We start from the raw sequence: 23,459 nt of genomic DNA, 5'->3' as shown, positions 1-23,459 counted from the left end.
GATGCCGGGCTGTGCTGCAAGCACCCCGGCCCTGCTTGGGACATTGCGTATTTTGCAGTGCCGTCACCTGCCCGGCTTGTGTATCGGGAGCATGACCGTGCGATTCTCTGCCGAATGCGATCCTCTGCTGATCCTGAGCTTAGCGCTGTCTGCCAGAATGTTTGCGATGTTTCGCAGAGCAATGAGCAGCAGGCGTCCGGGTGCGCATTTTCGAACTATTGCGTAACTTCCTGTCAGTCCCTTGGAATATGTACGGTAACGGGCCACTAGCAGTGAAGAAAACCATCCTCAAAACCGCATTCAAAGCACCCATGGCCTACGACCGACAAAACGGCTTTCGAACTCCGCAAGCATCTGTAATATTTGAGTTTTTGGGATTTTTTCATCTGAATGTAAAATGGTGCGGACGGCGGGACTCGAACCCGCACGGCCATAAGGCCAGGAGATTTTAAGTCTCCGGTGTCTACCATTCCACCACGTCCGCACAGGGCGCTGCCAAGCGGCGCCTTTGCAGCAGGTCTAGCCTTCTGAATTCATGCGGACAATCGGTTTTCAGCGTTTTGCTGGAATTTTTCCCGCGGTGCGGGCGCCGCTACAATTCCGTATCCCCCGCTCCTGCAGGTGCCAATGGCCCGCCCGGGTCAGCCAGATAACGCTCTGGCAGCCAGGGGTTCAACGCCAGCGCCTCGGCCAAAGCTGCCTGCGCCTCCTCCAGGCGCGACAGGCCGTAAAGCGACAGCGCCCGTCCGCTCATCGCGGCAATATGGCGGGGCGACAGATGCAGCGCCCGGTCCAGATCACGAAGGGCGGCGGTAAAATCCCGGCGCAGGTAATGCACAAAGGCGCGCTGGTTGTAGCCCTCGGCATAATCCGGGCAGTAGGCGATCAGCTGATCGAAATCCTCCAAAGCCCCCAAAAAATCAAAGGACGTGCGCCTTGTCATCCCGCGGTCAAGCATCGCCTGGGCCTGCGCATCCGGCGCATCGGCCCAGAACTCCCACATCCGGTTGGCAATTGCGCGCGCCTGATCTTCGGTGGCGGCCTTCTGCACCTCGAACAGCAAGCCGTCCAGCCGGGCGCTGTGGTCTGGCGCTGCGGGGCAATCGGACGCCTGCACAGGCGCAGCCATAGTTAAAGCGGCGAAGACCGCAGCAAATCCAGTAAAGCGTGGCGGTGTGCGAAACAATACATAGAGCATGAGCCTATGCTGGCATATTTCGGCATTCAATCAAGTCAACTGCGCGTGCGCGCATTCCTTCTGCCTCACAAAGGCGCCAGCGCGCCGTCTTCCTTCACCGCTTCCATCGCCACATAGGTCGAGGTTGAGGCGACATGCGGCAGCGAGGAAATCTTTTCCCCCAGCACCGCCCGGTAATCGGTCATCGAACGGGTCCGCACCTTCAGCAGATAGTCGAAATGCGACGCCATCATATAGGCCTGTTCGATCTCCGGCAGTTTCGCCACCGCCGCGTTGAACTTGACCAGCGCCGCCTCGCGGGTGTCGTCCAGCTTCACCTCGACAAAGGCGACGTGATCCAGACCCAGCCGGATCGGATCCACCAGGGCGCGGTAGCCGGTAATGATGCCCTCGGCCTCCAGCCGCCTGAGCCGGGTCTGAGTGGGTGTTTTCGACAGGCCGATTTTGCGGGCCAGGTCGGCAATGGAGATCCGGCCGTCCTCACTCAGCACATTCAGAATCGCCCGGTCGAACCGATCCAGGTCAGAAAAGTTCATTTGCACTTCTACCTTTCTAATTTTTCCCACTTTCGCCTAAGTATCCCCCATTTTCAGGCGATTGTCCCGCAGGAAAGGGTGTATCCTAAGCAAAAGCCCTGCACACCCTTTTGTGGAGTTCCCCGCATGACCACCCAACCAAAACTGCGCCACCGGATCGATGCCGGCACCTATGCCGACCAAACCGCGGTGCGTGACCAGCTGATTGCCCAGGCCGCCCTGTCTGACGCCGACCGCGCCCGGATCTGTTCCAGTGCTGCTGCCCTCGTGCGCGATATCCGCGGCCATTCGGCGCCGGGCCTTATGGAGGTGTTCCTTGCCGAATACGGGCTGTCGACCGATGAAGGGGTCGCGCTGATGTGCCTCGCTGAGGCGCTGCTGCGGGTGCCGGATGCCGACACCATTGATGCGCTGATCGAGGACAAGATCGCGCCCTCCGACTGGGGCAAGCATCTGGGCAAGTCCACCTCTTCGCTGGTCAATGCCTCGACCTGGGCCTTGATGCTGACCGGCAAGGTGCTGGACGAGGAACGCAGCCCCATCGGTGCCCTGCGCGGCGCCATCAAGCGTCTGGGCGAGCCGGTGATCCGCACCGCCGTCAGCCGCGCGATGAAGGAGATGGGCCGCCAGTTTGTGCTGGGTGAAACCATCGAAAGCGCGATGGACCGCGCCGCCGGGATGGAGGCCAAAGGCTACACTTACTCCTACGACATGCTGGGAGAAGCCGCCCGGACCGAGGCTGACGCAGCCCGCTACCACCTGTCCTATTCCAAGGCGATCTCGGCCATTGCCGCTGCCTGTAACAGCGACGACATCCGCAAGAACCCCGGCATTTCGGTGAAACTCTCTGCTCTGCATCCGCGCTACGAGCTGGCGCAGGAAAGCAGCGTGATGGAGCATCTGGTGCCGCGGCTGAAGGCGCTGGCACTGCTGGCTAAGGCGGCGAAAATGGGCCTTAACATCGACGCCGAGGAGGCCGACCGCCTGTCGCTGTCGCTGGAGGTGATCGGCGCCGTGGTCTCGGACCCCTCTTTGGCCGGCTGGGACGGGTTCGGCGTGGTGGTGCAGGCCTATGGCCCGCGCACCGGGCTGGCCATCGACGCACTGCATGAAATGGCTGAGAAATACGATCGCCGTTTTATGGTGCGGCTGGTGAAAGGCGCTTATTGGGATACCGAGATCAAACAGGCGCAAGTCGAAGGCGTCGATGGCTTCCCGGTGTTCACCAACAAGGCGCTGACCGATGTCTCTTATATCTCCAACGCGCGCAAACTGCTGGGGATGACGGACCGGATTTACCCGCAGTTCGCCACCCATAATGCGCATACTGTTTCCGCCATTCTGCATATGGCTGCGGACAAGGACAACGCAACATACGAATTCCAGCGCCTGCATGGTATGGGAGAAACCCTGCACCAGATGGTGCTGGAGCAGAATAAGACCAACTGCCGGATTTATGCACCGGTTGGCGCCCACCGCGATTTGCTGGCCTATCTGGTGCGCCGCCTGCTGGAAAACGGCGCCAACAGCTCATTTGTGAACCAGATCGTGGACGAGAATGTCTCGCCTGATATCGTGGCCGCGGACCCCTTCGCGGCGGTTGCCGATATCAGCCGCAAGATCCCGACCGGGCCTGAGCTCTACGCGCCCGAGCGCCCGAATTCCAAAGGCTTCGACCTGGGCCACGCGCCGACGCTGGCCGCTATTGAAGAAGCCCGCGCGCCCTGGCGCACGCACCGGTGGCAGGCCGGGCCGCTGCTGGCAGGCGATGCCCGCCCCGAGACTGCCAAGGATGTGACCAACCCCGCCGACCTGAGTGTGACCGGCACCGTCAGCCAGTGCAGCCCCGAGGATGTCGAGCTGGCGCTGGCGTTGGCTGACCCTTGGGATGCTCCGGCTGCGGAACGCACCGCGATCCTGAACAAGGCTGCCGACCTCTATGAGGAAAACTTCGGCGAGCTGTTTGCCATCCTCGCCCGTGAAGCCGGCAAGACCATCCCCGATGCGGTGGCCGAACTGCGCGAGGCCGTGGATTTTCTGCGCTATTATGCGTCCCGCATTTCTGATGCGCCGCCTGCGGGCATTTTCACCTGCATCTCGCCCTGGAACTTCCCGCTGGCGATCTTCACCGGACAGGTTGCGGCAGCACTTGCCGCAGGCAACGCCGTTTTGGCCAAACCCGCCGACCAGACCCCGCTGATCGCCCACCGCGCCGTGCAGCTGATGCATGAGGCAGGCGTGCCGCGCGCAGCCATGCAGCTGGTGCCGGGCCGCGGCAGCGTGGTTGGTGCCGCCATCACATCGGACCCGCGGGTCAATGGCGTCGCCTTCACCGGCTCCACCGCAACAGCGATGCGCATCCGCAAGGCGATGGCCGACAACCTGCAGCCCGGCGCGCCGCTGATTGCGGAAACCGGCGGTCTGAACGCGATGATCGTCGACTCCACCGCGCTGCCGGAACAGACCGTGCAGGCTGTGATCGAAAGCGCCTTCCAGTCGGCCGGCCAGCGCTGTTCCGCGCTGCGCTGCCTATACCTGCAGGAGGACATCGCCGACACCGTGCTGAAAATGCTAAAAGGCGCGATGGATTGCCTGCATCTGGATGATCCCTGGCATCTGTCGACTGACAGCGGACCGGTGATTGACGAAGGCGCCCGCGCAGGCATCCTGGCCCATGTTGCCAAGGCCCGCGCTGAAGGCCGCGTCCTGAAGGAAATGCGCGCGCCGCAAGGCGGCACCTTTGTGGCCCCCACAATGATCGAAATCCCCGGCATCAGCGCGCTGGAAGAAGAGATCTTTGGCCCCGTTCTGCATGTTGTGCGGTTTAAATCCCAACAGCTGGATCAGGTGATTTCCGACATCAATGCAACCGGTTACGGGCTGACTTTCGGGCTGCACACCCGGATCGACGACCGGGTGCAGCATGTTTGCGACCGGGTCCATGCGGGTAACATCTATGTGAACCGCAACCAGATCGGCGCCATTGTCGGCAGCCAGCCGTTCGGCGGCGAAGGTCTGTCGGGCACCGGCCCCAAGGCCGGCGGCCCCTATTACCTCAGCCGTTTCTGCGCGCCGGACCGTCAGCAAAGCAACGCAGTGTGGGAGACCACCTTTGCCGAACTGCCTGGGGAAAGCGGCGTGCCTGCGCGCGCCGTGACCACCTCCCTGCCCGGCCCGACCGGGGAATCGAACCGCCTGACCGTCTCAGCCCGCCCGCCGCTGTTGTGCATGGGGCCGGGCCCCGAGGCCGCGGCGGAACAGGCCAAGGAAGTGATCAGCCTCGGCGGCACCGCGATTGAGGCGCATGGCATGTTCGACCTGCACCGGCTGGAGGCGATCCAGGGCATTGCGGGCGTGCTGTGGTGGGGCGACGAGGCAACCGGCCGCGAGATCGAACAGTGGCTGGCCAAGCGCGACGGTCCGATCATCCCGCTGATCCCTGGCAAGCCCGACCGCGCCCGCGTTCTGGCTGAACGCCACGTCTGCGTCGATACCACCGCCTCCGGCGGCAACGCGGATCTGCTCGGCGGCAACGCCTGAGCTGCGTCCGATAAGTGCTTGACGCTGGGCCGTTTCCGGCCCAGCGTTCCCTCATGTTTCCGATCCGCGACCACAACCCGTCCGGGCGCAGGCCCTATGTCGTCTATGCGCTGATGGCGGCGAATATCCTGGCCTATGTCTACTACACGGCGAGCTATGCCAGCCCCCGCGCGCTGGCCTTTTTCTATGACGCCTACGCGGTGGTGCCGGCCGAGATCAGCCACGGCTACGGGTTCGAGACCCTGTTCACCTCAATGTTCATCCACGCAGGGCTGATGCATCTGGGCGGCAACATGCTGTTCCTGTGGATCTTCGGTGATAATCTGGAGGATGAAATGGGCCACCTCCCCTTCCTTGTCTTCTACCTTGCCAGCGGTATCGGCGCCGGGCTGATACACGTCTATTCGGCGCCCGGGTCCATGGTGCCCACGGTGGGGGCTTCCGGCGCCATTGCGGGCGTCATGGGCGGCTACCTGTTGATGTTCCCCAAGGCCCGCGTCGATATCCTGCTAGTGCTGATCATCTATTTCCGCATCTTCACGATCCCCGCTTTTGTGATGCTGGGCGTCTGGCTGGCGATGCAGTTCTTCGGCGGCCTCGGCGCTGATCCTGATCAGGGCGGCGTGGCATATTGGGCCCATGCCGGCGGTTTTGCGGTGGGTCTGGTCCTATGCCTGCCCCTGTGGCTGCGGCGCGGTGGCCCGGCGTTCTGGAACAAGACCCATGGCCAGCCGCCGCATCCGGAGAACGAGTATGAATATGCCGCCAGCCGCATCCCCAAGCTGCCGCGCAAGAAGCGCAATCCGGGGCCTTGGGGGAAATAGAAGGAGGGCGGCAGTTTAGCCAGTCCTTATGAAGCAACTGCTGCCCTGCTGCATCGGCGCGTCCAGATAAGCCGCCAGCGATCTGCAATGAATCGCTGGCACTTTCAGAGACCGGCTTGACCAGCCCGAAATTGAACCGCATCGCAGACCTGCGAAAATGGCTGGTTTGCTGTATCCGGTGAAAAAAGCAGGGCATTTGGTCGTCGAGCGGCCTGCTGTGATAATAATCTAAAAGTAATACAGGCCGCTCTAACCCGATTCTCCTCCCCCCTGAAGAAGACCGGGATGTCAGGGATGTAGGGCCGCGAAAAGCTGTGTCCAGTACAGGAAGTGATATGGAACACCTGAAAGCCACCTGCCACTGCGGCGCTATTGAGATCGAGGCAGAGTTTCCTGAAGGCCTCGCCTCGGCTGCGCGCTGCGACTGTTCATTTTGCCGCCGCCGCGGGGCGGCTGCCGTGACCGCCATTGCCGCCAGCCTGAAGGTGCTGAAAGGGGCCGGGAACCTCAGCCTTTACACTTGGGGCAGCCATACGGCGAAACACTATTTCTGCAAGACCTGCGGTATCTACACCCACCACCAGCGCCGTTCAGATCCCAAGGAATGCGGCGTCAATCTGGGCTGTATCGAGGGAGCAAACCCACGGACCCACCCGGAAACCTATGGAGAGATCCCCTGGAACGACGGTGTGAACCATCCGTCGGATCAGTAGTTTAACACGCTGAGGGCAGCGCCCGATCGGCCAGGCGAAACAGAAAACGCGACCCAAAGGCCGCGTTTCCGGTACTCAAAGCTCCGCGGTGGTTCAGCCGCGGATCACCTTGGCGAAGCTATCAAAGATCGGCTCGTTCGAGCACACCACAGAACCGCTGTCGATAATACCTGCCTCGGGGTCGATTGCCTCGGCAAAGCCGCCGGCTTCTTTCACGATGATGATGCCTGCGGCCAGATCCCAGGCGTTCAGGCGGCGTTCCCAGAATCCCTCGTAACGGCCTGCAGCCACATATGCCATGTCCAGCGCGGCAGAACCCCAGCGGCGCACACCAGCGCAGGCAGGCATCAGGCGGGCCAGGTCCTGCAGCGTCAGCGGCAGGTCGGCACGGCCGCCGAACGGCACACCGGTTGCGAAAATGGACTCAATCATCCGGTGACGGCCCGACACGCGGATACGGGTGTCATTCATCCAGGCGCCAGCACCCTTTTCAGCAAAGAACATCTCGTCCTTGGCAGCGTCATAGACAACGCCCGCAACGATCTTGCCCTTATGCTCCAGCGCGATCGAGATCGCCCAATGCGGCAGCCCGTGCAGGAAGTTGGTGGTGCCGTCCAGCGGGTCGACGATCCAGCGGCGGGTCGGATCCTCGCCGTCTTCCTCGCCACCCTCTTCGGCCAGCCAGCCATAGGTCGGACGCGCATTGCGCAGATCGTCCTTGATGATCTTTTCAGCGGCGATGTCGGCCTTGGAGACAAAATCGCCGGCACCTTTCATCGACACCTGCAGGTTCTCCACCTCGCGGAAGTCTTTCACCAGGGAACGGCCGGCCTTGCGGGCGGCCTTGATCATCACATTGAGGTTTGCGCTGCCAATCATGTCTGCAGTATCCTGTCACGTCGGGGAGATGCCGGTCAAACCGTGCCTATACGCCCCCTGCCCGCAGTTGCCAAGGGGCTTTGCCGCATTGAGGGCTACGGGCCTGACGCCCGGTTACAGCTGCCTGAGCGGTTGAATTCCTGTGTTGCGGCGCCCAAACTCCAACGCAATCAGATCAAGGAACAATCCCATGCCCGACCAGATGCAGCGTATCGTGCTGGCCAGCCGCCCCGAAGGCCAGGCCGGTGAAGACAATTTCCGCCTTGAGGCTGCAGACATGCCCCAACCCGGCGAAGGCGAAGTGGTTGTAAAAGTTCACTATATGTCGCTGGACCCCTATATGCGCGGCCGCATGAACGCGGGCAAATCCTACGCCCCGCCGGTCGAAATCGGGGAAACCATGACCGCGGGCGGTGTTGGCGAAGTGATTGCCTCAAACAGTCCGGAGTTTGCTCCCGGCGACTTTGCCCTGGGCATGTTCGGCTGGGCCAGCCATGCCTGCGCCCGCGCCTCAGAGCTCCGCAAGCTGGACCCGCAGATGGCGCCGCTCACCACCGCGCTCGGCGCTCTCGGCATGCCGGGGTTTACCGCTTGGCATGGCTTGGACGCCTATGGCCGCCCGCAGGCGGGTGAAACCTTGGTGGTCGCGGCTGCCACCGGCCCGGTGGGGTCTATGGTCGGGCAGCTGGCGAAACAGGCAGGCCTGCGCGTGGTTGGCGTTGCGGGCGGCGCAGACAAATGCAAGCTGGCGGTTGAGACTTTCGGCTTTGATGCCTGCCTGGACCACCGTGCCTATGCGGATGCCGGAGCGCTGAACGCGGCACTGGCCGCTGAATGCCCGGACGGCATCGACATCTACTATGAGAACGTTGGCGGTAAGGTACTGGAGGCCGTGCTGCCCTTGATGAACCCCCATGGCAGGATCCCGGTTTGCGGCATGATCGCCTGGTACAACAGCGCCGAAACCGATCTGACCGCCCCCGCTATCTGGCGCTCGGTGCTGACCAGGTTCCTGTCGGTGAACGGTTTCATCATCTTCAACCACTACGACCGCTATCCGGAATTCCTGCAAGAGGTCGCCCCCAAGATCGCCAGCGGCGGGATCAAGTATCTGGAAGACATCGCCGAGGGGTTGGAGAACGCGCCCAAGACTTTCCTGTCGATGATGCAGGGCGGCAATACCGGCAAGCAGATCGTCAAACTGGTCTAAGGCCAGACGCAGCGCTGACAGTATCACGCAACCGCGCGGAGCGGGCACGGAAGCCGGAACGGCGCCCGGCCGCTCCGCGCCTTGTCAAACATGCTGCAGCTTGCGCGCCTCAACCTTGGCCAGGCGGATCAGTTCCTGCATGTAAGGTTTCCCGCGGTCCTCCGCCCGGATCGCCGCATACAGCCTGCGGGTGATCCCCGATTTGGTCAGCGGCCGTGTCACATAATCCGACGAGTACTTCACCTCCCGCACCACCCAGTCCGGCAGCACCGACACACCGCGGTTTGACGCCACCAGCAGCAGGATCACCGCTGTCAGCTCAACCTGGCGGATCGACGCAGGTTCCACTCCCGCCGGGATCAGCAGCTGGCTGAACACATCCAGCCGGGTCTTCTCCACCGGGTAGGTGATCAGGTTCTGGCCGATGAAATCAGCAGCCTCGACAAACGGTTTCTCCGCGAGAGGGTGCTGGGCCGAGGCAACAAACACAGCATTGTAATCAAACAACTCAATAAATTCGACGCCGGCGATGTCCTCGGGATCGGAGGAGACCACCAGATCCACCTCCTCCTTTTGCAGCGCGGGCAAGGCATCAAAGGCCAGGCCGGGGCGGATATCCACATCCACATCGCCCCAGTTCTTGCGGAACCCCTCCAGCACCGGAAACAGCCATTCAAAACAAGCGTGGCATTCGATGGCGATGTGCATCCGTCCGGTATTGCCATCCCGCAAAGAGGAAAATTCCGCTTGTGCTGCCGCAAGTTGCGGCAAAACCTGCTCGGCCAGCCGCAACAGACGCAGACCCGCCGGTGACAGTTTCATCGGCTTGGACCGGCGGATAAACAGCTCGACCCCGGCCTGTTCCTCCAGACCCTTCACCTGATGGCTCAGCGCGCTTTGGGTGATGTTCAACTGATCCGCGGCGCGGGCCAGCCCGCCGGCCTCGTGAATGGCCTTAATGGTGCGGAGGTGACGGAACTCAATATGCATTCTTCAATTGCACTCATGTTGTTCTTGAGGATTATGAAATTGTCTCACAATGCTGCACATGCAACAAGAGCTGAAATCAACCTAGCGAGAGACCTGAGATGACGACGCCCAAGATTTCCTTTGAATTCTTTCCGCCGCAAAATCTCGAAGCCTCCTTCCGGCTTTGGGACACCGTGCAAGTCCTCGCCCCGATGGACCCGCGGTTTGTGTCCGTGACCTATGGCGCAGGTGGCACCACCCGCACCCTGACCCGCGACGCAGTGGCGACGCTGCACAAATCCTCCGGCCTGAACGTGGCTGCGCATCTGACCTGCGTGAATGCTTCCAAGGCCGAAACGCTGGAGATCGCCGACCAGTTTGCCGAAGCCGGCGTGACCGAGATCGTCGCCCTGCGCGGCGATGCCCCCAAGGGCGAAGGCAAGTTCATCCCGCATCCCGACGGTTTTGCCAATTCGGTGGAGCTGATCAAAGGGCTGGCGTTGCGCGGCAATTTCAACATCAAGGTCGGCGCCTACCCGGACCGCCACCCCGAAGCTGCGGATCAGGCGGCGGACGTGGAGTGGCTGAAGCGCAAGCTGGACGCCGGCGCGAATGAGGCGCTGACCCAGTTTTTCTTCGAGGCCGAGACTTTCTTCCGCTTCCGCGACGCCTGCGAAAAGGCCGGGATTGATGGCAGCAAGCTGACCCCCGGCATCCTGCCGATCGAAAACTGGAAAGGGGCGCGCAACTTTGCCAAGCGCTGCGGCACCATCATCCCCGATTGGGTTGAGAACGCTTTTGATAAGGCGCTGCGCGATGACCGCGAGGAATTGCTGGCCACGGCGATTTGCACCGAACTGTGTTCGGACCTGCTGGAGGGCGGCGTCGACAAGCTGCATTTCTACACACTGAACCGCCCTGAACTGACCCGGGATGTCTGCTTTGCCCTGGGCGTCACCCCCAAGGTCTCGCTTCAGAACGTGGCGTAAGCCTTGCGGGCTCCGGCGCGCGGTTTCAAATGGCGGGTATATCCCCCGCCAAGGACCCGCGCGCTATGTATTATGCTGAAAAACCCGCCGACCTGCTGACAGTGGAGCAGATCACCCGGATTTCCGGTCTGGACTTCATGCAGGGTATCCTGGACGGCCGCCTGCCCGGCCCCCCGATTGCCGAAACGCTGGGGTATCATCTGCACAGCGTCGAAGACGGCCGGATTGTGTTCCGCGGCACGCCGGAATTTCCGGTCTGCAACCCGATGGGCACTGTGCATGGCGGCTGGTACGGCACACTTCTGGACAGCGCCATGGCCTGTGCGGTGATGACCAAGGTGCCTGCCGGGTCGGTCTACACAACGCTGGAATACAAGATCAACATCCTGCGGGCGATCCCGCTGGGCACCGCCATCGACTGCAGCGGCAGCATCGACCACGTGGGACGGTCCACCGGAGTGGCGCATGGCGAAATCCGAGGAATTGAAGACGGACGCCTCTATGCCACCGGCTCCACCACCTGCATTGTGATGAAGATCGCCGCGGACTGACCTTTTGGCGTAAACGCCTTCCGGGCTTGCCCGCCGCCTTCATCCGTCTATGCTCCAGCAGGCCACCCGGAAAACCCAAAAGAGGGCTGATCATGCCGCCAAACAGTCTCGGCCGGGCCGCCACAGCCCGCATTCAAATCCTTGCCCCCGCCAAGGAGCTGGATTTTCTGGATACCCAATCCGTTGTTCTGCCGGCGCCTGTCACGCCGCTGGAGGCCTGGAACATCATGCACGCAAAGCCATTGCCGGGCATCAAACTGGCCTTCCGGCTGCGCGACGCCATTTCCGCATGCTTCGGGGTTAAACGCATCGGCGGCATTTCCCGGGCGCCAAAAGCGGCAGTGCAAACGGGCGACAAGCTGGATTTCTTTCTGGTAGAGGCCCTGTCGGATGAAGTGATGACCCTCACGGTCCGGGACCGGCATTTGGATGTCATGACCTGTGTTTCCTCCAGCAGCGGAGTTGTGTCAGTGACGTCCTCCGTCAAAACACATAATCTGTTTGGCCGGGTTTACATGATCCCGGTCCGGCCGGCCCACAAACTGATTGTGTGGCTGTCACTGAAACGTCTGCGCCGGGAGTTTGACCGGCGGGCAGCTGCCGGCTGACAATTATTGCCGCCGTGCCCGGTATTCACCCCGGACCGGCTTTGCACAGGGGCCCGGATGACTGGCTCACGTGTTCCCCGCTGCGCCGAAGTGTCAGGTCTTCGAAAACATAGCCAGCCAGCCGCCAGCTGCGGCAGCTTCCTGTTTGCCGCCATCGACACTGCTGTGCAAACGCTCGCTGCCATCCAGACCAACCCGGCGGCGGCTGCGCAGCAGGAAAATCTTGCCCCAGCCGCGCCAGGTGCCGACAGACGGCGCCTTGGGATCGACCGGAAACCGCATCCGCCAATCCAGCGGCAGCGGCAAACCGCGGTCTTCGGCCTTTTCCAGCATCCACACCAAAGAGACGTTGGCCTTGGGCCGGGCTTCTTCATAGCCGCCAAGCTGGCCGCCGACGTCACCATGGGCGCCGCGGAACCAGACCTGCTCCACATGTCCGCCCCAGTCCTTGGGGCAATCCCACAACACTGGTTTGAAAACATCGCGTGTCTCGTCCAGCGCCAGCGCGTGGTAACCGCTTTTGACATGGTGGCCCAGGTGGTGGTTGTGGAAGTTGTGCCGGTTCTCCGCCCAGCGCCACAGCAGCGGCAGGCGCAGCCCTAAAGCCTTGACCGTATCCCAGGCGCCGACCATTTCAATCTCAATGTCTTCGTGGCAATGCGCTGCCGTAAATGCACTCGACGTCTTGGACCGCCCGTTCAGCCGGTAATGCCGGTACGCAGTGCGGATATTGCGCACGGTCGCATGTTCCGCCTTCAGCAGGCCGATCCGGTCGATCACCCCGGCCAGCGAACGCACCGCATAGGCGCCGCGGGAATAGCCGAACAGATAAATCCGGTCGCCGGGCCGGTAACGCGAGGCAAGATAGCCATAGGCCCGGCGGATCTGACGGTTGATGCCGCGCCCCATCATCACATCGGGGGCGCTGCCCCAGCCTTTCCACTGAACACCGGATTCATAAAAAACCGAGACCTGCCCGCCCATTTCACGGCACAGACGGAACAGCTGGCCGGCATGGGTTTCATGCCCTTCTTCCAGCGTCGACATGGTGCCGTCCAGGATGATCACATGGGCATGCGGCCCGCGCAGCTTGGTTTCGCCGGAGTGTTCCGAGCGCAGCGGCCGTCCAAGCCACCCTAGAACCTTCTTACTCAGCTGCCTCAGAAACATCCCTAAGCACTTCCCAAACTCTCAGCGGGGTGAACGGCATGTCCACTTGCCGCACGCCACAGTCCCAGACCGCGTCCTGCACCGCATTTGCAACAGCGGCCAGCGCGCCAACGGTGCCTGCCTCGCCGCAGCCCTTCATCCCCATCGGGTTCTGTGTCGACGGCACAGGCTCGGAGGTAAAACCAATCATGGGGACGCCATTGGCCCGCGGCAAGGCATAGTCCATGAACGAAGCTGTGAGCAGTTGTCCGTCAGAATCATAGACAACACGTTCCAGCATGGCCTGTCCCAGCCCCTGCGCCACCCCGCCATGCACCTGCCCTTCGGCCAGCATCGGGTTGATCAAATTACCAAAATCGTCAACTACAGTGTAGCGCACGACGTCGGATTGCCCAGTCTCCGGATCAATAACAATTTCGGCAATATGTGCGCCGTTCGGAAACGAGCGCCCCGGCAGCCGGGCCCGCGCGGCGTGACGCTGCAGATCAAGCCGGCCTTGCGCGCGGGCCATCTCTGCCGCTTCCAGCATCGTCGGGGTCAGGTTCGATCCCGGAGCCCGGAAGGTTTCGCCATCAAACTCCACTTTGTCTTCCTGCACCCCCATTTCCTCCGCCAGGAAGGGGATGAAGGCGGCAATCATCGTATCCACTGCGGCCAGCGTGGCGTTTGCCTGTGTTGTCACAGACCGCGACCCGCCGGTGCCGCCGCCCTGGGCGATGCGGTCGCTGTCGCCTTGAATGACATGGATGTTTTCCGCCGGGATACCGCTCTGGTCGGCCAGGAACCGGGCATAGACGGTTTCATGCCCCTGCCCGTTGCTTTGCGTGCCGACATAGATATTCACCCGGCCACCCTCCAGAAACTCCACTTCCGCGCCTTCTGAAGGATCGCCCAAAATGCTTTCGATATAGTAACAGACCCCAACGCCCCGGTACTTGCCGCGTTTACCATCTGCGGCGCGGCGGGCGGCGAATCCCTTCAGATCCGCCTCATCCGCAGCCCGGCTCAGAACTTTGTCGAAGTCGCCGACGTCATAGGTCTCTCCGGTCACGGTGCCATAGGGGAAGGCCGCCGGTTTGATGAAATTGCGCCGCCGCAGCTCCAGCGGGTCCACACCCAGTTCCCGCGCGGCGCGGTCCATCGCCCGTTCCAGCACATAGATCGCCTCGGGCCGCCCGGCGCCGCGATAGGCATCCACTTGGGTGGTGTTGGTGTAGATCCCCTCCACCTGCAGCCAGGCGGTCTGGATGTCATAGACACCGGCCAGCACCCGGCTGAACAGCTGGGTCTGGATCGGCTGCCCGAAATGGGAGTTATAAGCGCCCAGATTGCAGCGGGTGCTGACCCGGTATGCGGTGATTTTCAGATCCGCGTCAAAGGCCAGCTCCGCCAGCGAGGTCAGATCGCGCCCGCCGTTGTCGCTCAGCATCGACTCGGTCCGGTCGGCGATCCAGAACACCGGGCTGCCCAGCGCGCGGGCAGCCTGGGCGACAACGAAATACTCCGGGTAGGGAAAAGCCTTCATGCCAAAGCCGCCGCCCACATCCGGGATCGTGACTTTGACGTCGGCCTCGTCCAGCCGCATCTTGGCCGCGAGCTGGGATTTGATCGCCCAGACCCCCTGCCCGCCAAAGGTGAAATGCAGCCGCCCGCCGCGCCATTCGGCAAAGCAGCCGCGCGGCTCCATCGAGTTGACGATGATCCGGTTGTCATCGACCTGCAGTGCAACGGTATGCGCCGCAGTGCGGAAGGCCTCAGCCGTTGCCGCCTTATCCCCCATGCCCCAGTCAAAGGCGCGATTGTCCGGTGCCTCCGAATGCAGCGTCTGACCGCCCGGCAAGACGTCCATCTTCGCAGGGAGATCGTCGATATCCAGCTCGATCAGTTCCCCGGCATCACGGGCCTGGTCCAGCGTTTCGGCAATGACCACCGCCACCGGTTCCCCCACATAGCGCACGCGGTCCCGTGCCAGCATCGGCCGTTCGGGCGCGGCGCCGCTGGAGCCATCCCGGTTCTTCACTGTGGTGCCATCCATCGACACATCAATGCCGGCCGCCTCAAGATCTGCCAGGGTGATCACCGCATGGACGCCTTCACACTCGCGCGCGTCCTCAACGTTCAGCGCTGTGATGACGCCATGCGCCACCGGGCTGCGCAATACCCAGGCGCGCAGGGCATCCGCCGGGGCCGCATCCTCGATGTACTGCCCCTGACCGGTCAGAAACCGCAGATCCTCAACCCGTTTTACCGGCTGGCTTTTACCGAATTTGTCCATGCTTGCCCCTTTGTTCGCGCTGGCTGGCGTTCCGGGGGCGAGACTAACCTTAGCGGGCGGCTTGTCCAGACAGCTCGATCACCGTCGCCACGTCAGACAGGCCATAGCCGTTGAATTGCGTGCTCATGGCGGAAGAATAGGCGCCCAGCCCCGGGAACAGCACATAGTCGCCGGTTGCGGCATCACCGGGCAGCGGCAGCCCGTCCGGCAAACGGTCCAGACTGTCGCAGGTGGGCCCGAACACCACACGCGGCTTACGCGCGCCTGTGCGATGGGCGCCATCCCCCCCGACAACTTCCACCCGGCCCGGCAGCCCCATGTCGCGGATATCCACCAACCCGCCATAGATGCCGTCATTCAGGAACACCACCTCGCCGCCTTTGCGCATCCCCTTGATACGGGCCGCCAATGTGAAGCTTTCGGAGACCATCGCCCGGCCCGGCTCGCAGATCAGCGTGGGCTTGTCTGTGCCAAATGCCGTGTCCGCGGCCTGACTGATAGCGGCAAAGACCTTCTCCAGATCCGGCGCCACTCCATCCCGGTTGGCTGCGAAACCGCCGCCCGCATTGAGACGAGCGATCTTCACACCTGCTGCGTCCACAATCCGCTTGGCAGCGTGAACATATTCCACCCATGCGCTTTCATCCTCGCACTGGGTGCCCGGATGGAAACACAGCGCCGGCGTCCAGCCATCCGCCGCCACCTGTTTCAACAGCTCTATCGCTTCTTCCGGGGCTGCGCCGAACTTGCTGCCAAAATCATAGGCCGCACCGGCCACCGGCAAGGCAAAGCGCACCGCAATCTCGCAAGAGCGCGGCACTGCGGCCAGTTTTTCCAACTCGCTCAGCTCATCCACCGACCAGCTGGCGACACCATGTTCGATCCCCGCCGCGACTTCGGCAGTGGAGCGCATCGGGTTGTTGTAATGCATCACCGCATCAGGGCTGGCGGCACGCACAGCTGCCATTTCCGCAGGCGAAGCGACATCAAATGCAGTGATCCCCGCCGCCACCAGATTGGACAGCACGGCAGGGTGCGGGTTGGCCTTCACCGCATAGGTCACCAGCCCTGGAAACCCCCGCTGAAAACGCCCCGCAACCTCGTGCAATACCCGCGGCGAGAAATACAGGATCGGGTGATCCGGCGCGCTGCGGGCCAGGTGGGATTCAGGGGAAAGCCAAAGCGGTGGAATTTGCTGCATCAGGAAAAGCCTCGTTTGTTTTGCATATTTTCCGACAAATTTCCGTCGATTCCGCTCGTCACTTTTCCTATAGTGACGAGAATTGACGTCAAATCGCAGGAACAACATGCAAACCGACGATACTGATCAGCGCCTTGTCACCCTGTTGCGGGAAAACGCCCGCCGTCCGGTGGCGGAGCTTGCCCGGCATCTGGGGCTGGCCCGCACCACGGTACAGGCGCGGATCGAACGGCTGGAAACAACCGGGGTAATTACAGGCTATACGCTTAAATCCTCGGCCGCCTCCCGCCCGCCGCTGCAAGCCACGGTGCTGATGTCGATTGAGCCGCGCTCGGGGCCTGAGGTGCTCGCCCGCCTGCGCAGCCTGCCCGGAGTTGAGGTCGTGCATACGACCTCAGGACGGTTTGATCTTCTGGCTCAGGTGGTGGCGCAAAGCACGACCGAGCTTGACAATACCATCGACCACATCGCCGAGGCCCGCGGCGTGCGTTCCTCTGAGAGCCTGATCCATCTGGCGACAAAACTGGACCGGACCGGGCAGTAAGGGTCAGACGGTGCGCACGTAATCCAGCAGCCAGTCCCGGAACAGCCGTGCTGCCGGGCGCAGGGCGCCGCGGTCGGGATAGATCAGGTGGTAGGCCTCCTGCCCCGGCACCGCGACGTCCGGCAGGCAGCGCACCAGTCCGCCTGCGCTGACCGCCGCGTCCGACGCAGGTGCGCGCGCCAGCGCAATCCCCATACCCTGCGCCGACAGCTCTGCCGCCATCAGGGAGTTGTCGGCAAAGAAATAGCGCGCCTGCCCGTGCGAGAGCCGCAAGGCCCCGAACAGCTGCACCCAGCTGGCCCGATGGGTCGAGACTTCAATCAGCGGAAAGCGGAACAGATCCTGCGGTGTCCGGACCTGACCCGCAATCTCTGGCGGAGCCACCGGATACAGCACCTCGCGCAATAGCTCGTCCCCTTCGGTGCCGAATAGCGACGGATTGCCAAACACGATTTGCAAATCGGTGAACCGGTTGGCAAAATCCGCCGCCATATTGCCGGTGCTGAGCGCCAGGTTGATTTGGCTGTGCACCGCCTGGAACTGCGGCAACCCCCGCGCCAGCACCCCATGGGCAAACAGCAGCACCGACTGCACAAACAGCCGCTGCTCGCGGCTTTCGCCAAACAGTCCGGTCGTGGCTGTTTCCAGCATCAGCAGCGACTGCTGCACCGAGGGCAGATAGGCCCGCCCGGCCTCGGTCAATGTCACCGCATGGGCATGGCGGTGAAACAGCGGCGTGCCCAACTGCGCCTCCAGCGCTTTCACCTGCTGGCTGACTGCAGCCGCCGACATGTTCAGCTGCGCTGCCGCACGGGCAAAGCTTTCGGTGCGCGCCGCCGCTTCAAACACGCGCAGCCAGTTGAGAGAGGGTATCCGGGCCGTCATGCGCACAGGCTAAGCAGAACTTAGCCTGACCGGCAAGACATACCGTGCTGGGATTGCCTTGGCCCGGACTAGGGTTTTCAACAGCGAACAGCCGCGGCTACGGCCGCTCCTCCACAAGCCACATGAGAGACGAGACATGACACGTCCCGCCAGCACACCGCGCCCCAAACGCAAGATTTGGAATTTCACCCCCCAGCTGCCGATCCAGACTTCCCCCTATTGGGACTGGCCATTGAGGCCGCTGGCCTCGGTCAAATACCTGCTGCAAAGCTGGAACCCGCTGGCACTGCGGGCATTTCTTCTTGTCTTTGCCATTGTCACCTGGAATTTCTTCACCCCGTCACTGGACCGGATTGCCACGCTCAGCTGGGATTGGGTGTTTGAGATCTGGCTGCGCAATTTCTGCATCCTCATGGTGGTGGCCGGCGGGCTGCACTTGGCGCTGTGGAGGTTCCGCACGCAAAACGACGACTACCGCTATGACATGCGCCCGATGATGAAAGGCGCCAAGGTGTTCACCTTCAAGAACCAGGTCTGGGACAACATGTTCTGGACCCTTGGCCCGGCGCTTGCCTTCTGGACCTTCTGGGAGAGCTTCATCCTTTATGCCTATGCAAGCGGCTGGATCACGATGATCACACTGGAGAGCAACCCCGTCACCATGATCCTGATGACCATCTTCATCCCGGTCTGGGCAGGCTTTCACTTTTACTGGCTGCACCGGCTGCTGCACGTGGGCGTGCTTTATACCAGGGTGCATGCCTGGCATCACCGCAACATCAACACCGGCCCGTGGTCTGGCCTGGCGATGCACCCGGTCGAAAGCTTCTTTCTGATGTTCGACTCGATGATTTTCTTCCTGCTGCCCTCGCACCCGGTTCTGGCGATCTTCCTGCTGTTCCACCACGGCATCGGCGCCCCGACCTCGCACGCCGGGTTTGAGCATGTGAAATTCGGCAACAAGGCCAAGTTTCTGGTTGGCGATTTCTTCCACCAGCTGCACCACCGGTTCTTCGACTGCAACTACGGCACCTGGGAGACACCATGGGACGAGTGGTTCAACACTTTCCACGACGGCACCGATGAAGGCAACGAAATGGTCAAGGAACGCCGGCGCAAGATCTGGGCGTCAGAGTAACTACGCACCACGGCAAACACCGCCGGGCATCCAGAATTCAAAACGGGCGGCCCGGCTTCCCTATTTGAAGACAGGGAAAAACGATAAAGGACATCTACATCTTCAGCCACCGCCCGGCGCAGCGCAATTACATCGTCAAGGATCTGATAGGCCTGAAGAAAACCGGTGAACCTTCGACCATGTGCAACCCGGCCAACGAGACCGGAATCCAGGCTTGCGTTAATGCGGGCATCAATCTTCAGACTCTGTGGGACGTGCATCTGGACATGGCGCGCGAAACCGCACCCGGCCGCTTTGCCGGCGCCGCGATGAATTGGAGGCAAGTCACCACCAAGAACGAGATCATGCGCCACGCCATCACCTGTATGGAAAACGGCGCCGAAATGCATTTCACCAACCGCTTATTCGGCGTGGCCGAAATGCCCGCCAAGGGAGGCATCCCGGTGCAGGTGCATATGGGTCTGGTGCCGTCGCTCAGCCATTGGTCCGGCGGCCTGGGCCGGCCGCATAGGCAGATGTACCGGGAGAGCGTGGAAGCGCTGCAGGAATTCCAGCCGGAAGTCCACGCCAAGAAGTTTCCTTATAAGGAGCAGGCGATTTTCATGCACGAAGGCGAACTGGAGAAACTGCACGAAGCACTGGACAAGCTGTAACCGGAGCAAAGCGGAGCGCACCCAATGGGCGCGCGCTGGCTTTAGCGCCTCCGGCGCGGAATTTGGGTATTTGGGACCAGAAAGAAGCAGCAAGCGAAGCGCCCTAGCCCGCTGGCCGTCCGTCCGCCAAGGGATAATCCTGCCAGGAGCGAGGGCAGCTTCTTCCTGGTGCGGTCATCGGCTCCCCAGCCTGTACCGCATAAGGAGAGTGCCGTGATTCCAGTTAACGGAATCTTACCGCTTCTTTCTGGTCTTAAATACCCAATGGCGCTCTGCCAGCCGCAGACGGGACACTTGCGGCAAAATCCGCCTTCCCCTTCCTGCCGCCATTGGGTAATTGATCGGCCACTTGCATGAGGGATCACAGCGATGGCGATGGAAAAGACGTTCAACGCGGCGGAAGCCGAAAGCCGCCTTTACAAGGCCTGGGAAGAAGCGGGCTGTTTCAAGGCCGGCGCCAATGCCAAGCCAGAGGCCTCCGCCTATTGCATCATGATCCCGCCGCCGAATGTGACCGGTGTTCTGCACATGGGCCATGCCTTCAACAATACCCTGCAGGATATCCTGATCCGCTGGAAGCGTATGCAGGGGTTCGACACCCTTTGGCAGCCGGGTACCGACCATGCGGGGATCGCCACCCAAATGGTTGTTGAGCGGGAACTGGCCAAGACCCAGCAGCCCTCGCGCCGCGAATTGGGCCGCGAGAAATTCCTGGAGAAGGTCTGGGAATGGAAAGAGAAGTCCGGCGGAACCATTGTTGAGCAGCTGAAACGCCTCGGCGCGTCCTGCGATTTCTCCCGCACGGCCTTCACCATGGCGGGCGCCCATGGCGACACGCGGACGGGGCACGAAAACTCCCCCAACTTCCACGACGCCGTGATCAAGGTCTTTGTGGAGATGTACAACAAGGGGCTGATCTACCGCGGCAAGCGGCTGGTCAACTGGGACCCGCATTTCGAGACCGCAATCTCGGACCTTGAAGTCGAAAACCTGGAAGTCGCGGGCCATATGTGGCACTTCAAGTACCTGCTCGCAAATGGTGCGACATATGAGTATTTGGAGAAAGATGAAGACGGCAATGTGACCTTCCGCGAGGAACGCAATTACATCTCCATCGCCACCACCCGGCCCGAGACCATGCTGGGCGACGGTGCGGTCGCCGTGCATCCCTCAGACGAGCGTTATGCGCCCATCGTTGGCATGCTGTGTGAAATCCCGGTGGGCCCCAAGGGACAGCGCCGCCTGATCCCGATCATTACGGACGAATACCCGGACAAGGACTTTGGCTCGGGTGCGGTGAAGATCACCGGCGCGCATGACTTTAACGACTATCAGGTTGCCAAGCGCGCACGGATTCCGATGTACCGCCTGATGGACATGCGCGGCCAGATGCGGGCTGACGGCGAAAGCTATGACGCTGCCGCCACCCTCGCCATGGCTGTCGCCAAGGGCGAAAAAACACTGACCGAAGCGGAAGCCGACGCCGTCAACCTCGTTCCTGACGACCTACGCGGTCTGGACCGGTTCGAGGCGCGCAAACTGGTGGTAGAGCAGATCACCAGCGAAGGCCTGGCGGTGATGCAGACCGTCACCAAGACCGATCCGGAAAGCGGTGAAGAGGTCCAGGTGCTGGAACCCTACGTAGAGAACAAGCCGATCATGCAGCCCTTTGGCGACCGCTCCAAGGTGGTGATCGAGCCGATGCTGACCGACCAGTGGTTTGTGGACGCGGAAAAGGTTGTCGGCCCGGCGCTGGACGCCGTGCGCAATGGCGATGTGAAGATCCTGCCGGAGAGCGGTGAGAAGACCTATTACCACTGGCTGGAAAACATCGAGCCCTGGTGCATCTCGCGCCAGCTGTGGTGGGGCCATCAGATCCCGGTTTGGTTCGCGGTCGCCGTTGACGGCGGCGCCGAGGAAGACCTCGAAGAGATGTTTTGTGCGGCGACAGAAGAAGAAGCCCTACAAGCTGCTTATCAGAAGCTGGGTTTCAAGAAACTCATCGTCACAGAAGCAATGAAGGACTCGGGTAAGCCTGTTGATTTAGGCGCAATTGGTGGAGGCCTTTCCGCGCAGGCTGACCTTTCCTCTGCTCCACACATCATTCTTCGACGCGACCCCGACGTCCTCGACACCTGGTTTTCCTCCGGCCTCTGGCCGATTGGCACGCTGGGCTGGCCGGAAGACACGGCCGAGATGCAGAAATACTTCCCGACCTCGACGCTTGTCACCGGTCAGGACATTCTGTTCTTCTGGGTTGCCAGAATGATGATGATGCAGCTGGCTGTGGTCGATCAGATCCCGTTTGACACCGTCTACCTGCACGGGCTGGTGCGCGACGCCAAGGGCAAGAAGATGTCGAAATCCACCGGCAACGTGGTCGACCCGCTGGAAATCATCGACGAATTCGGCGCCGACGCGCTGCGCTTCTCCTCGGCTGCAATGGCGGCGCTTGGCGGCGTGCTGAAACTGGATATGGAGCGCCTCAAGGGCTACCGGAACTTTGGCACCAAACTGTGGAATGCGGTGAACTTTGCCCATTTCAACAACGTCTATGACGAAAACACCCCGGCCTATGACTGCCCGGATGCCAAGGCTGCTGTGAACCAGTGGATCATTGGCGAGACCGCCAAGGTGCGTGTCGAAGTCGACGCAGCATTGGAGGCTTACCGGTTTAACGACGCGGCCAATGCGCTTTATGCCTTTACCTGGGGCAAGGTTTGCGACTGGTATATCGAGCTGTCGAAACCGCTGTTCGGCTCGGAAGATGAGGCGGTGATCGCCGAGACCCGCCAGACGCTGGGCTGGGTGCTGGATCAGTGCATGATCCTGCTGCATCCGATCATGCCCTTCATCACCGAGGAGCTGTGGGGCAACACCGCCAAACGCGGCAACATGCTGGTGCACGCGGACTGGCCCGCTTACGGCACCGAACTGGTCAATGCGGATGCAGACGCCGAGATGAATTGGGTGATCACCGCGATTGAGAACATCCGCTCCACCCGCGCGCAGATGCATGTGCCGGCGGGCGCCAAGATCCCGATGGTGGTGACCGAATTCTCTGATCAGGCGCGCAATGCCTGGCAGAAGAACGAGGCGATGATCCAGAAACTGGCCCGCATCACTTCGCTGGAGCAGGTCGAGAGTTTCCCCAAGGGCTGCGCGTCTGTTGCTGCACCCGGTGCCGCCTTTGGCCTGCCGCTGGCGGATGTGATCGACGTCGAAGCCGAAAAGGCGCGGCTGGAGAAAACGCTGGGTAAGCTCGCCAAAGAGCTGGGGGGGCTGCGCGGGCGGCTGAACAACCCGAAATTCGCGGCCTCGGCCCCGGAAGATGTGGTTGCCGAAGCCCGCGAGAACCTCCGCCTGCGCGAGGAAGAGGAAGCCAAGGTCAAGGAAGCCCTGGCGCGCCTGGCCGAGATCGGCTGAGCCGCCTGTTAAGCATGTTTCAAACGCCCGCCCTCTCCGGCGGGCGTTTTGCATTTCGCGGCAAACCATTGAACCGGGCGCAAATTCCCGCGGAACGGGGAAATTCTTAACAACCGCCCCATTGTCATTGCCGCGCTTTTGTATCAGCCT

19 protein-coding genes and 1 tRNA gene are annotated in these 23,459 nt (G+C 61.8%); 11 read left to right on the top strand and 9 right to left on the bottom strand.

Going from position 1 to position 23,459, the window contains the following annotated elements; all coding sequences use genetic code 11:
• Positions 1-398: 398 nt before the first annotated feature.
• The 3 genes from K3724_RS07550 to K3724_RS07540 form a co-directional block, all read right to left on the bottom strand.
• A tRNA-Leu gene (locus K3724_RS07550) sits at positions 399-484 on the bottom strand.
• Between the two features lie 108 nt (positions 485-592).
• Entirely contained in the window at positions 593-1,129 is a 537-nt protein-coding gene (locus K3724_RS07545; RefSeq protein WP_259991487.1) for a hypothetical protein, read from the bottom strand.
• Between the two features lie 134 nt (positions 1,130-1,263).
• Complete coding sequence (locus tag K3724_RS07540) at positions 1,264-1,734, bottom strand: Lrp/AsnC family transcriptional regulator (RefSeq protein ID WP_259991485.1); 471 nt, start codon at positions 1,732-1,734, stop codon at positions 1,264-1,266.
• A gap of 126 nt (positions 1,735-1,860) precedes the next feature.
• Between K3724_RS07540 and putA the strand changes: the two genes are divergently transcribed.
• The 3 genes from putA to K3724_RS07525 all read left to right on the top strand — a co-directional run bounded on the left by putA (position 1,861) and on the right by K3724_RS07525 (position 6,811).
• Positions 1,861-5,274: a bifunctional proline dehydrogenase/L-glutamate gamma-semialdehyde dehydrogenase PutA gene (putA, locus tag K3724_RS07535; RefSeq protein ID WP_259991483.1), complete on the top strand. Its 3,414-nt coding sequence runs from the start codon at positions 1,861-1,863 to the stop codon at positions 5,272-5,274.
• A 53-nt stretch (positions 5,275-5,327) separates the two neighbouring features.
• On the top strand, positions 5,328-6,098 hold the full coding sequence (locus K3724_RS07530; protein WP_259991481.1) for a rhomboid family intramembrane serine protease: 771 nt from the start codon (positions 5,328-5,330) through the stop codon (positions 6,096-6,098).
• 335 nt (positions 6,099-6,433) lie between these two features.
• Positions 6,434-6,811, top strand: a complete 378-nt coding sequence (locus K3724_RS07525; protein ID WP_259991479.1) for a GFA family protein — start codon at positions 6,434-6,436, stop codon at positions 6,809-6,811.
• A 93-nt stretch (positions 6,812-6,904) separates the two neighbouring features.
• Here the strand turns inward: K3724_RS07525 and K3724_RS07520 are convergent, their stop codons facing one another.
• Positions 6,905-7,690, bottom strand: coding sequence for an inositol monophosphatase family protein (locus K3724_RS07520; RefSeq protein ID WP_129371244.1), 786 nt, complete (start codon positions 7,688-7,690; stop codon positions 6,905-6,907).
• 190 nt (positions 7,691-7,880) lie between these two features.
• Here K3724_RS07520 and K3724_RS07515 point away from each other — a divergent pair, with 190 nt between their 5' ends.
• Positions 7,881-8,900: an NADP-dependent oxidoreductase gene (locus K3724_RS07515; protein ID WP_259991477.1), complete on the top strand. Its 1,020-nt coding sequence runs from the start codon at positions 7,881-7,883 to the stop codon at positions 8,898-8,900.
• An 84-nt stretch (positions 8,901-8,984) separates the two neighbouring features.
• Here K3724_RS07515 and K3724_RS07510 read toward each other — a convergent pair whose 3' ends face one another.
• Entirely contained in the window at positions 8,985-9,890 is a 906-nt protein-coding gene (locus K3724_RS07510; protein ID WP_259991475.1) for a LysR family transcriptional regulator, read from the bottom strand.
• Positions 9,891-9,988: 98 nt separating this feature from the next.
• Here K3724_RS07510 and metF point away from each other — a divergent pair, with 98 nt between their 5' ends.
• The 3 genes from metF (at position 9,989) to K3724_RS07495 (ending at position 12,017) form a co-directional block, all read left to right on the top strand.
• On the top strand, positions 9,989-10,858 hold the full coding sequence (metF, locus tag K3724_RS07505; protein ID WP_259991473.1) for a methylenetetrahydrofolate reductase [NAD(P)H]: 870 nt from the start codon (positions 9,989-9,991) through the stop codon (positions 10,856-10,858).
• Positions 10,859-10,923: 65 nt separating this feature from the next.
• Positions 10,924-11,409: a PaaI family thioesterase gene (locus K3724_RS07500; RefSeq protein WP_259992588.1), complete on the top strand. Its 486-nt coding sequence runs from the start codon at positions 10,924-10,926 to the stop codon at positions 11,407-11,409.
• Positions 11,410-11,501: 92 nt separating this feature from the next.
• Positions 11,502-12,017 (top strand): DUF2867 domain-containing protein, encoded by a 516-nt coding sequence (locus tag K3724_RS07495; RefSeq protein ID WP_259991471.1) that lies wholly within the window; start codon positions 11,502-11,504, stop codon positions 12,015-12,017.
• A 93-nt stretch (positions 12,018-12,110) separates the two neighbouring features.
• On the opposite strand, the gene K3724_RS07490 is transcribed toward K3724_RS07495, so the two are convergent.
• From K3724_RS07490 to K3724_RS07480, 3 genes are read right to left on the bottom strand one after another with little or no spacing between them, the layout of a single operon-like run.
• The gene (locus K3724_RS07490) at positions 12,111-13,187 is read right to left on the bottom strand and encodes a DUF2235 domain-containing protein (protein WP_259991469.1); all 1,077 of its coding nucleotides are present in this window, start codon (positions 13,185-13,187) and stop codon (positions 12,111-12,113) included.
• On the bottom strand, positions 13,165-15,462 hold the full coding sequence (locus tag K3724_RS07485; RefSeq protein ID WP_259991467.1) for a xanthine dehydrogenase family protein molybdopterin-binding subunit: 2,298 nt from the start codon (positions 15,460-15,462) through the stop codon (positions 13,165-13,167). The genes K3724_RS07490 and K3724_RS07485 overlap by 23 nt, the downstream gene beginning before the upstream one ends.
• 49 nt (positions 15,463-15,511) lie before the next feature.
• Positions 15,512-16,663 carry a type III PLP-dependent enzyme gene (locus K3724_RS07480; protein WP_259991465.1) on the bottom strand — a complete coding sequence of 384 codons (1,152 nt, stop codon included), beginning with the start codon at positions 16,661-16,663 and terminating at the stop codon, positions 15,512-15,514.
• Positions 16,664-16,769: 106 nt separating this feature from the next.
• On the opposite strand from K3724_RS07480, the gene K3724_RS07475 reads away from it, so the two are divergent.
• On the top strand, positions 16,770-17,207 hold the full coding sequence (locus K3724_RS07475) for an Lrp/AsnC family transcriptional regulator (RefSeq protein WP_027259373.1): 438 nt from the start codon (positions 16,770-16,772) through the stop codon (positions 17,205-17,207).
• Positions 17,208-17,210: 3 nt separating this feature from the next.
• Here the strand turns inward: K3724_RS07475 and K3724_RS07470 are convergent, their stop codons facing one another.
• Positions 17,211-18,092, bottom strand: coding sequence for a LysR family transcriptional regulator (locus K3724_RS07470; protein WP_259991463.1), 882 nt, complete (start codon positions 18,090-18,092; stop codon positions 17,211-17,213).
• A gap of 136 nt (positions 18,093-18,228) precedes the next feature.
• On the opposite strand from K3724_RS07470, the gene K3724_RS07465 reads away from it, so the two are divergent.
• From K3724_RS07465 to K3724_RS07455, 3 genes are all read left to right on the top strand, one after another.
• Positions 18,229-19,230 carry a sterol desaturase family protein gene (locus K3724_RS07465; RefSeq protein ID WP_259991461.1) on the top strand — a complete coding sequence of 334 codons (1,002 nt, stop codon included), beginning with the start codon at positions 18,229-18,231 and terminating at the stop codon, positions 19,228-19,230.
• 179 nt (positions 19,231-19,409) lie between these two features.
• Positions 19,410-19,883, top strand: a complete 474-nt coding sequence (locus K3724_RS07460) for a hypothetical protein (protein ID WP_259991459.1) — start codon at positions 19,410-19,412, stop codon at positions 19,881-19,883.
• A 369-nt stretch (positions 19,884-20,252) separates the two neighbouring features.
• A complete protein-coding gene (locus K3724_RS07455; protein WP_259991457.1) occupies positions 20,253-23,309 on the top strand; it encodes a valine--tRNA ligase in 3,057 nt (1,018 codons plus the stop codon).
• Positions 23,310-23,459: the final 150 nt, after the last annotated feature.

Origin of the sequence: Leisingera sp. M658, from assembly GCF_025144145.1 — a bacterium.
Classification (GTDB): Bacteria; Pseudomonadota; Alphaproteobacteria; order Rhodobacterales; family Rhodobacteraceae; genus Leisingera.
This window is presented reverse-complemented; position numbering and strand designations above follow the sequence as displayed.

What these genes read in the sequence shown, in the direction of transcription:
- K3724_RS07545 (WP_259991487.1), bottom strand. Translation starts at nt 1,129, where the DNA reads ATGGCTGCGCCTGTGCAGGCGTCCGATTGCCCCGCAGCGCCAGACCAC.
- K3724_RS07540 (WP_259991485.1), bottom strand. Translation starts at nt 1,734, where the DNA reads ATGAACTTTTCTGACCTGGATCGGTTCGACCGGGCGATTCTGAATGTG.
- putA (WP_259991483.1), top strand. Translation starts at nt 1,861, where the DNA reads ATGACCACCCAACCAAAACTGCGCCACCGGATCGATGCCGGCACCTAT.
- K3724_RS07530 (WP_259991481.1), top strand. Translation starts at nt 5,328, where the DNA reads ATGTTTCCGATCCGCGACCACAACCCGTCCGGGCGCAGGCCCTATGTC.
- K3724_RS07525 (WP_259991479.1), top strand. Translation starts at nt 6,434, where the DNA reads ATGGAACACCTGAAAGCCACCTGCCACTGCGGCGCTATTGAGATCGAG.
- K3724_RS07520 (WP_129371244.1), bottom strand. Translation starts at nt 7,690, where the DNA reads ATGATTGGCAGCGCAAACCTCAATGTGATGATCAAGGCCGCCCGCAAG.
- K3724_RS07515 (WP_259991477.1), top strand. Translation starts at nt 7,881, where the DNA reads ATGCCCGACCAGATGCAGCGTATCGTGCTGGCCAGCCGCCCCGAAGGC.
- K3724_RS07510 (WP_259991475.1), bottom strand. Translation starts at nt 9,890, where the DNA reads ATGCATATTGAGTTCCGTCACCTCCGCACCATTAAGGCCATTCACGAG.
- metF (WP_259991473.1), top strand. Translation starts at nt 9,989, where the DNA reads ATGACGACGCCCAAGATTTCCTTTGAATTCTTTCCGCCGCAAAATCTC.
- K3724_RS07500 (WP_259992588.1), top strand. Translation starts at nt 10,924, where the DNA reads ATGTATTATGCTGAAAAACCCGCCGACCTGCTGACAGTGGAGCAGATC.
- K3724_RS07495 (WP_259991471.1), top strand. Translation starts at nt 11,502, where the DNA reads ATGCCGCCAAACAGTCTCGGCCGGGCCGCCACAGCCCGCATTCAAATC.
- K3724_RS07490 (WP_259991469.1), bottom strand. Translation starts at nt 13,187, where the DNA reads ATGTTTCTGAGGCAGCTGAGTAAGAAGGTTCTAGGGTGGCTTGGACGG.
- K3724_RS07485 (WP_259991467.1), bottom strand. Translation starts at nt 15,462, where the DNA reads ATGGACAAATTCGGTAAAAGCCAGCCGGTAAAACGGGTTGAGGATCTG.
- K3724_RS07480 (WP_259991465.1), bottom strand. Translation starts at nt 16,663, where the DNA reads ATGCAGCAAATTCCACCGCTTTGGCTTTCCCCTGAATCCCACCTGGCC.
- K3724_RS07475 (WP_027259373.1), top strand. Translation starts at nt 16,770, where the DNA reads ATGCAAACCGACGATACTGATCAGCGCCTTGTCACCCTGTTGCGGGAA.
- K3724_RS07470 (WP_259991463.1), bottom strand. Translation starts at nt 18,092, where the DNA reads ATGACGGCCCGGATACCCTCTCTCAACTGGCTGCGCGTGTTTGAAGCG.
- K3724_RS07465 (WP_259991461.1), top strand. Translation starts at nt 18,229, where the DNA reads ATGACACGTCCCGCCAGCACACCGCGCCCCAAACGCAAGATTTGGAAT.
- K3724_RS07460 (WP_259991459.1), top strand. Translation starts at nt 19,410, where the DNA reads ATGTGCAACCCGGCCAACGAGACCGGAATCCAGGCTTGCGTTAATGCG.
- K3724_RS07455 (WP_259991457.1), top strand. Translation starts at nt 20,253, where the DNA reads ATGGCGATGGAAAAGACGTTCAACGCGGCGGAAGCCGAAAGCCGCCTT.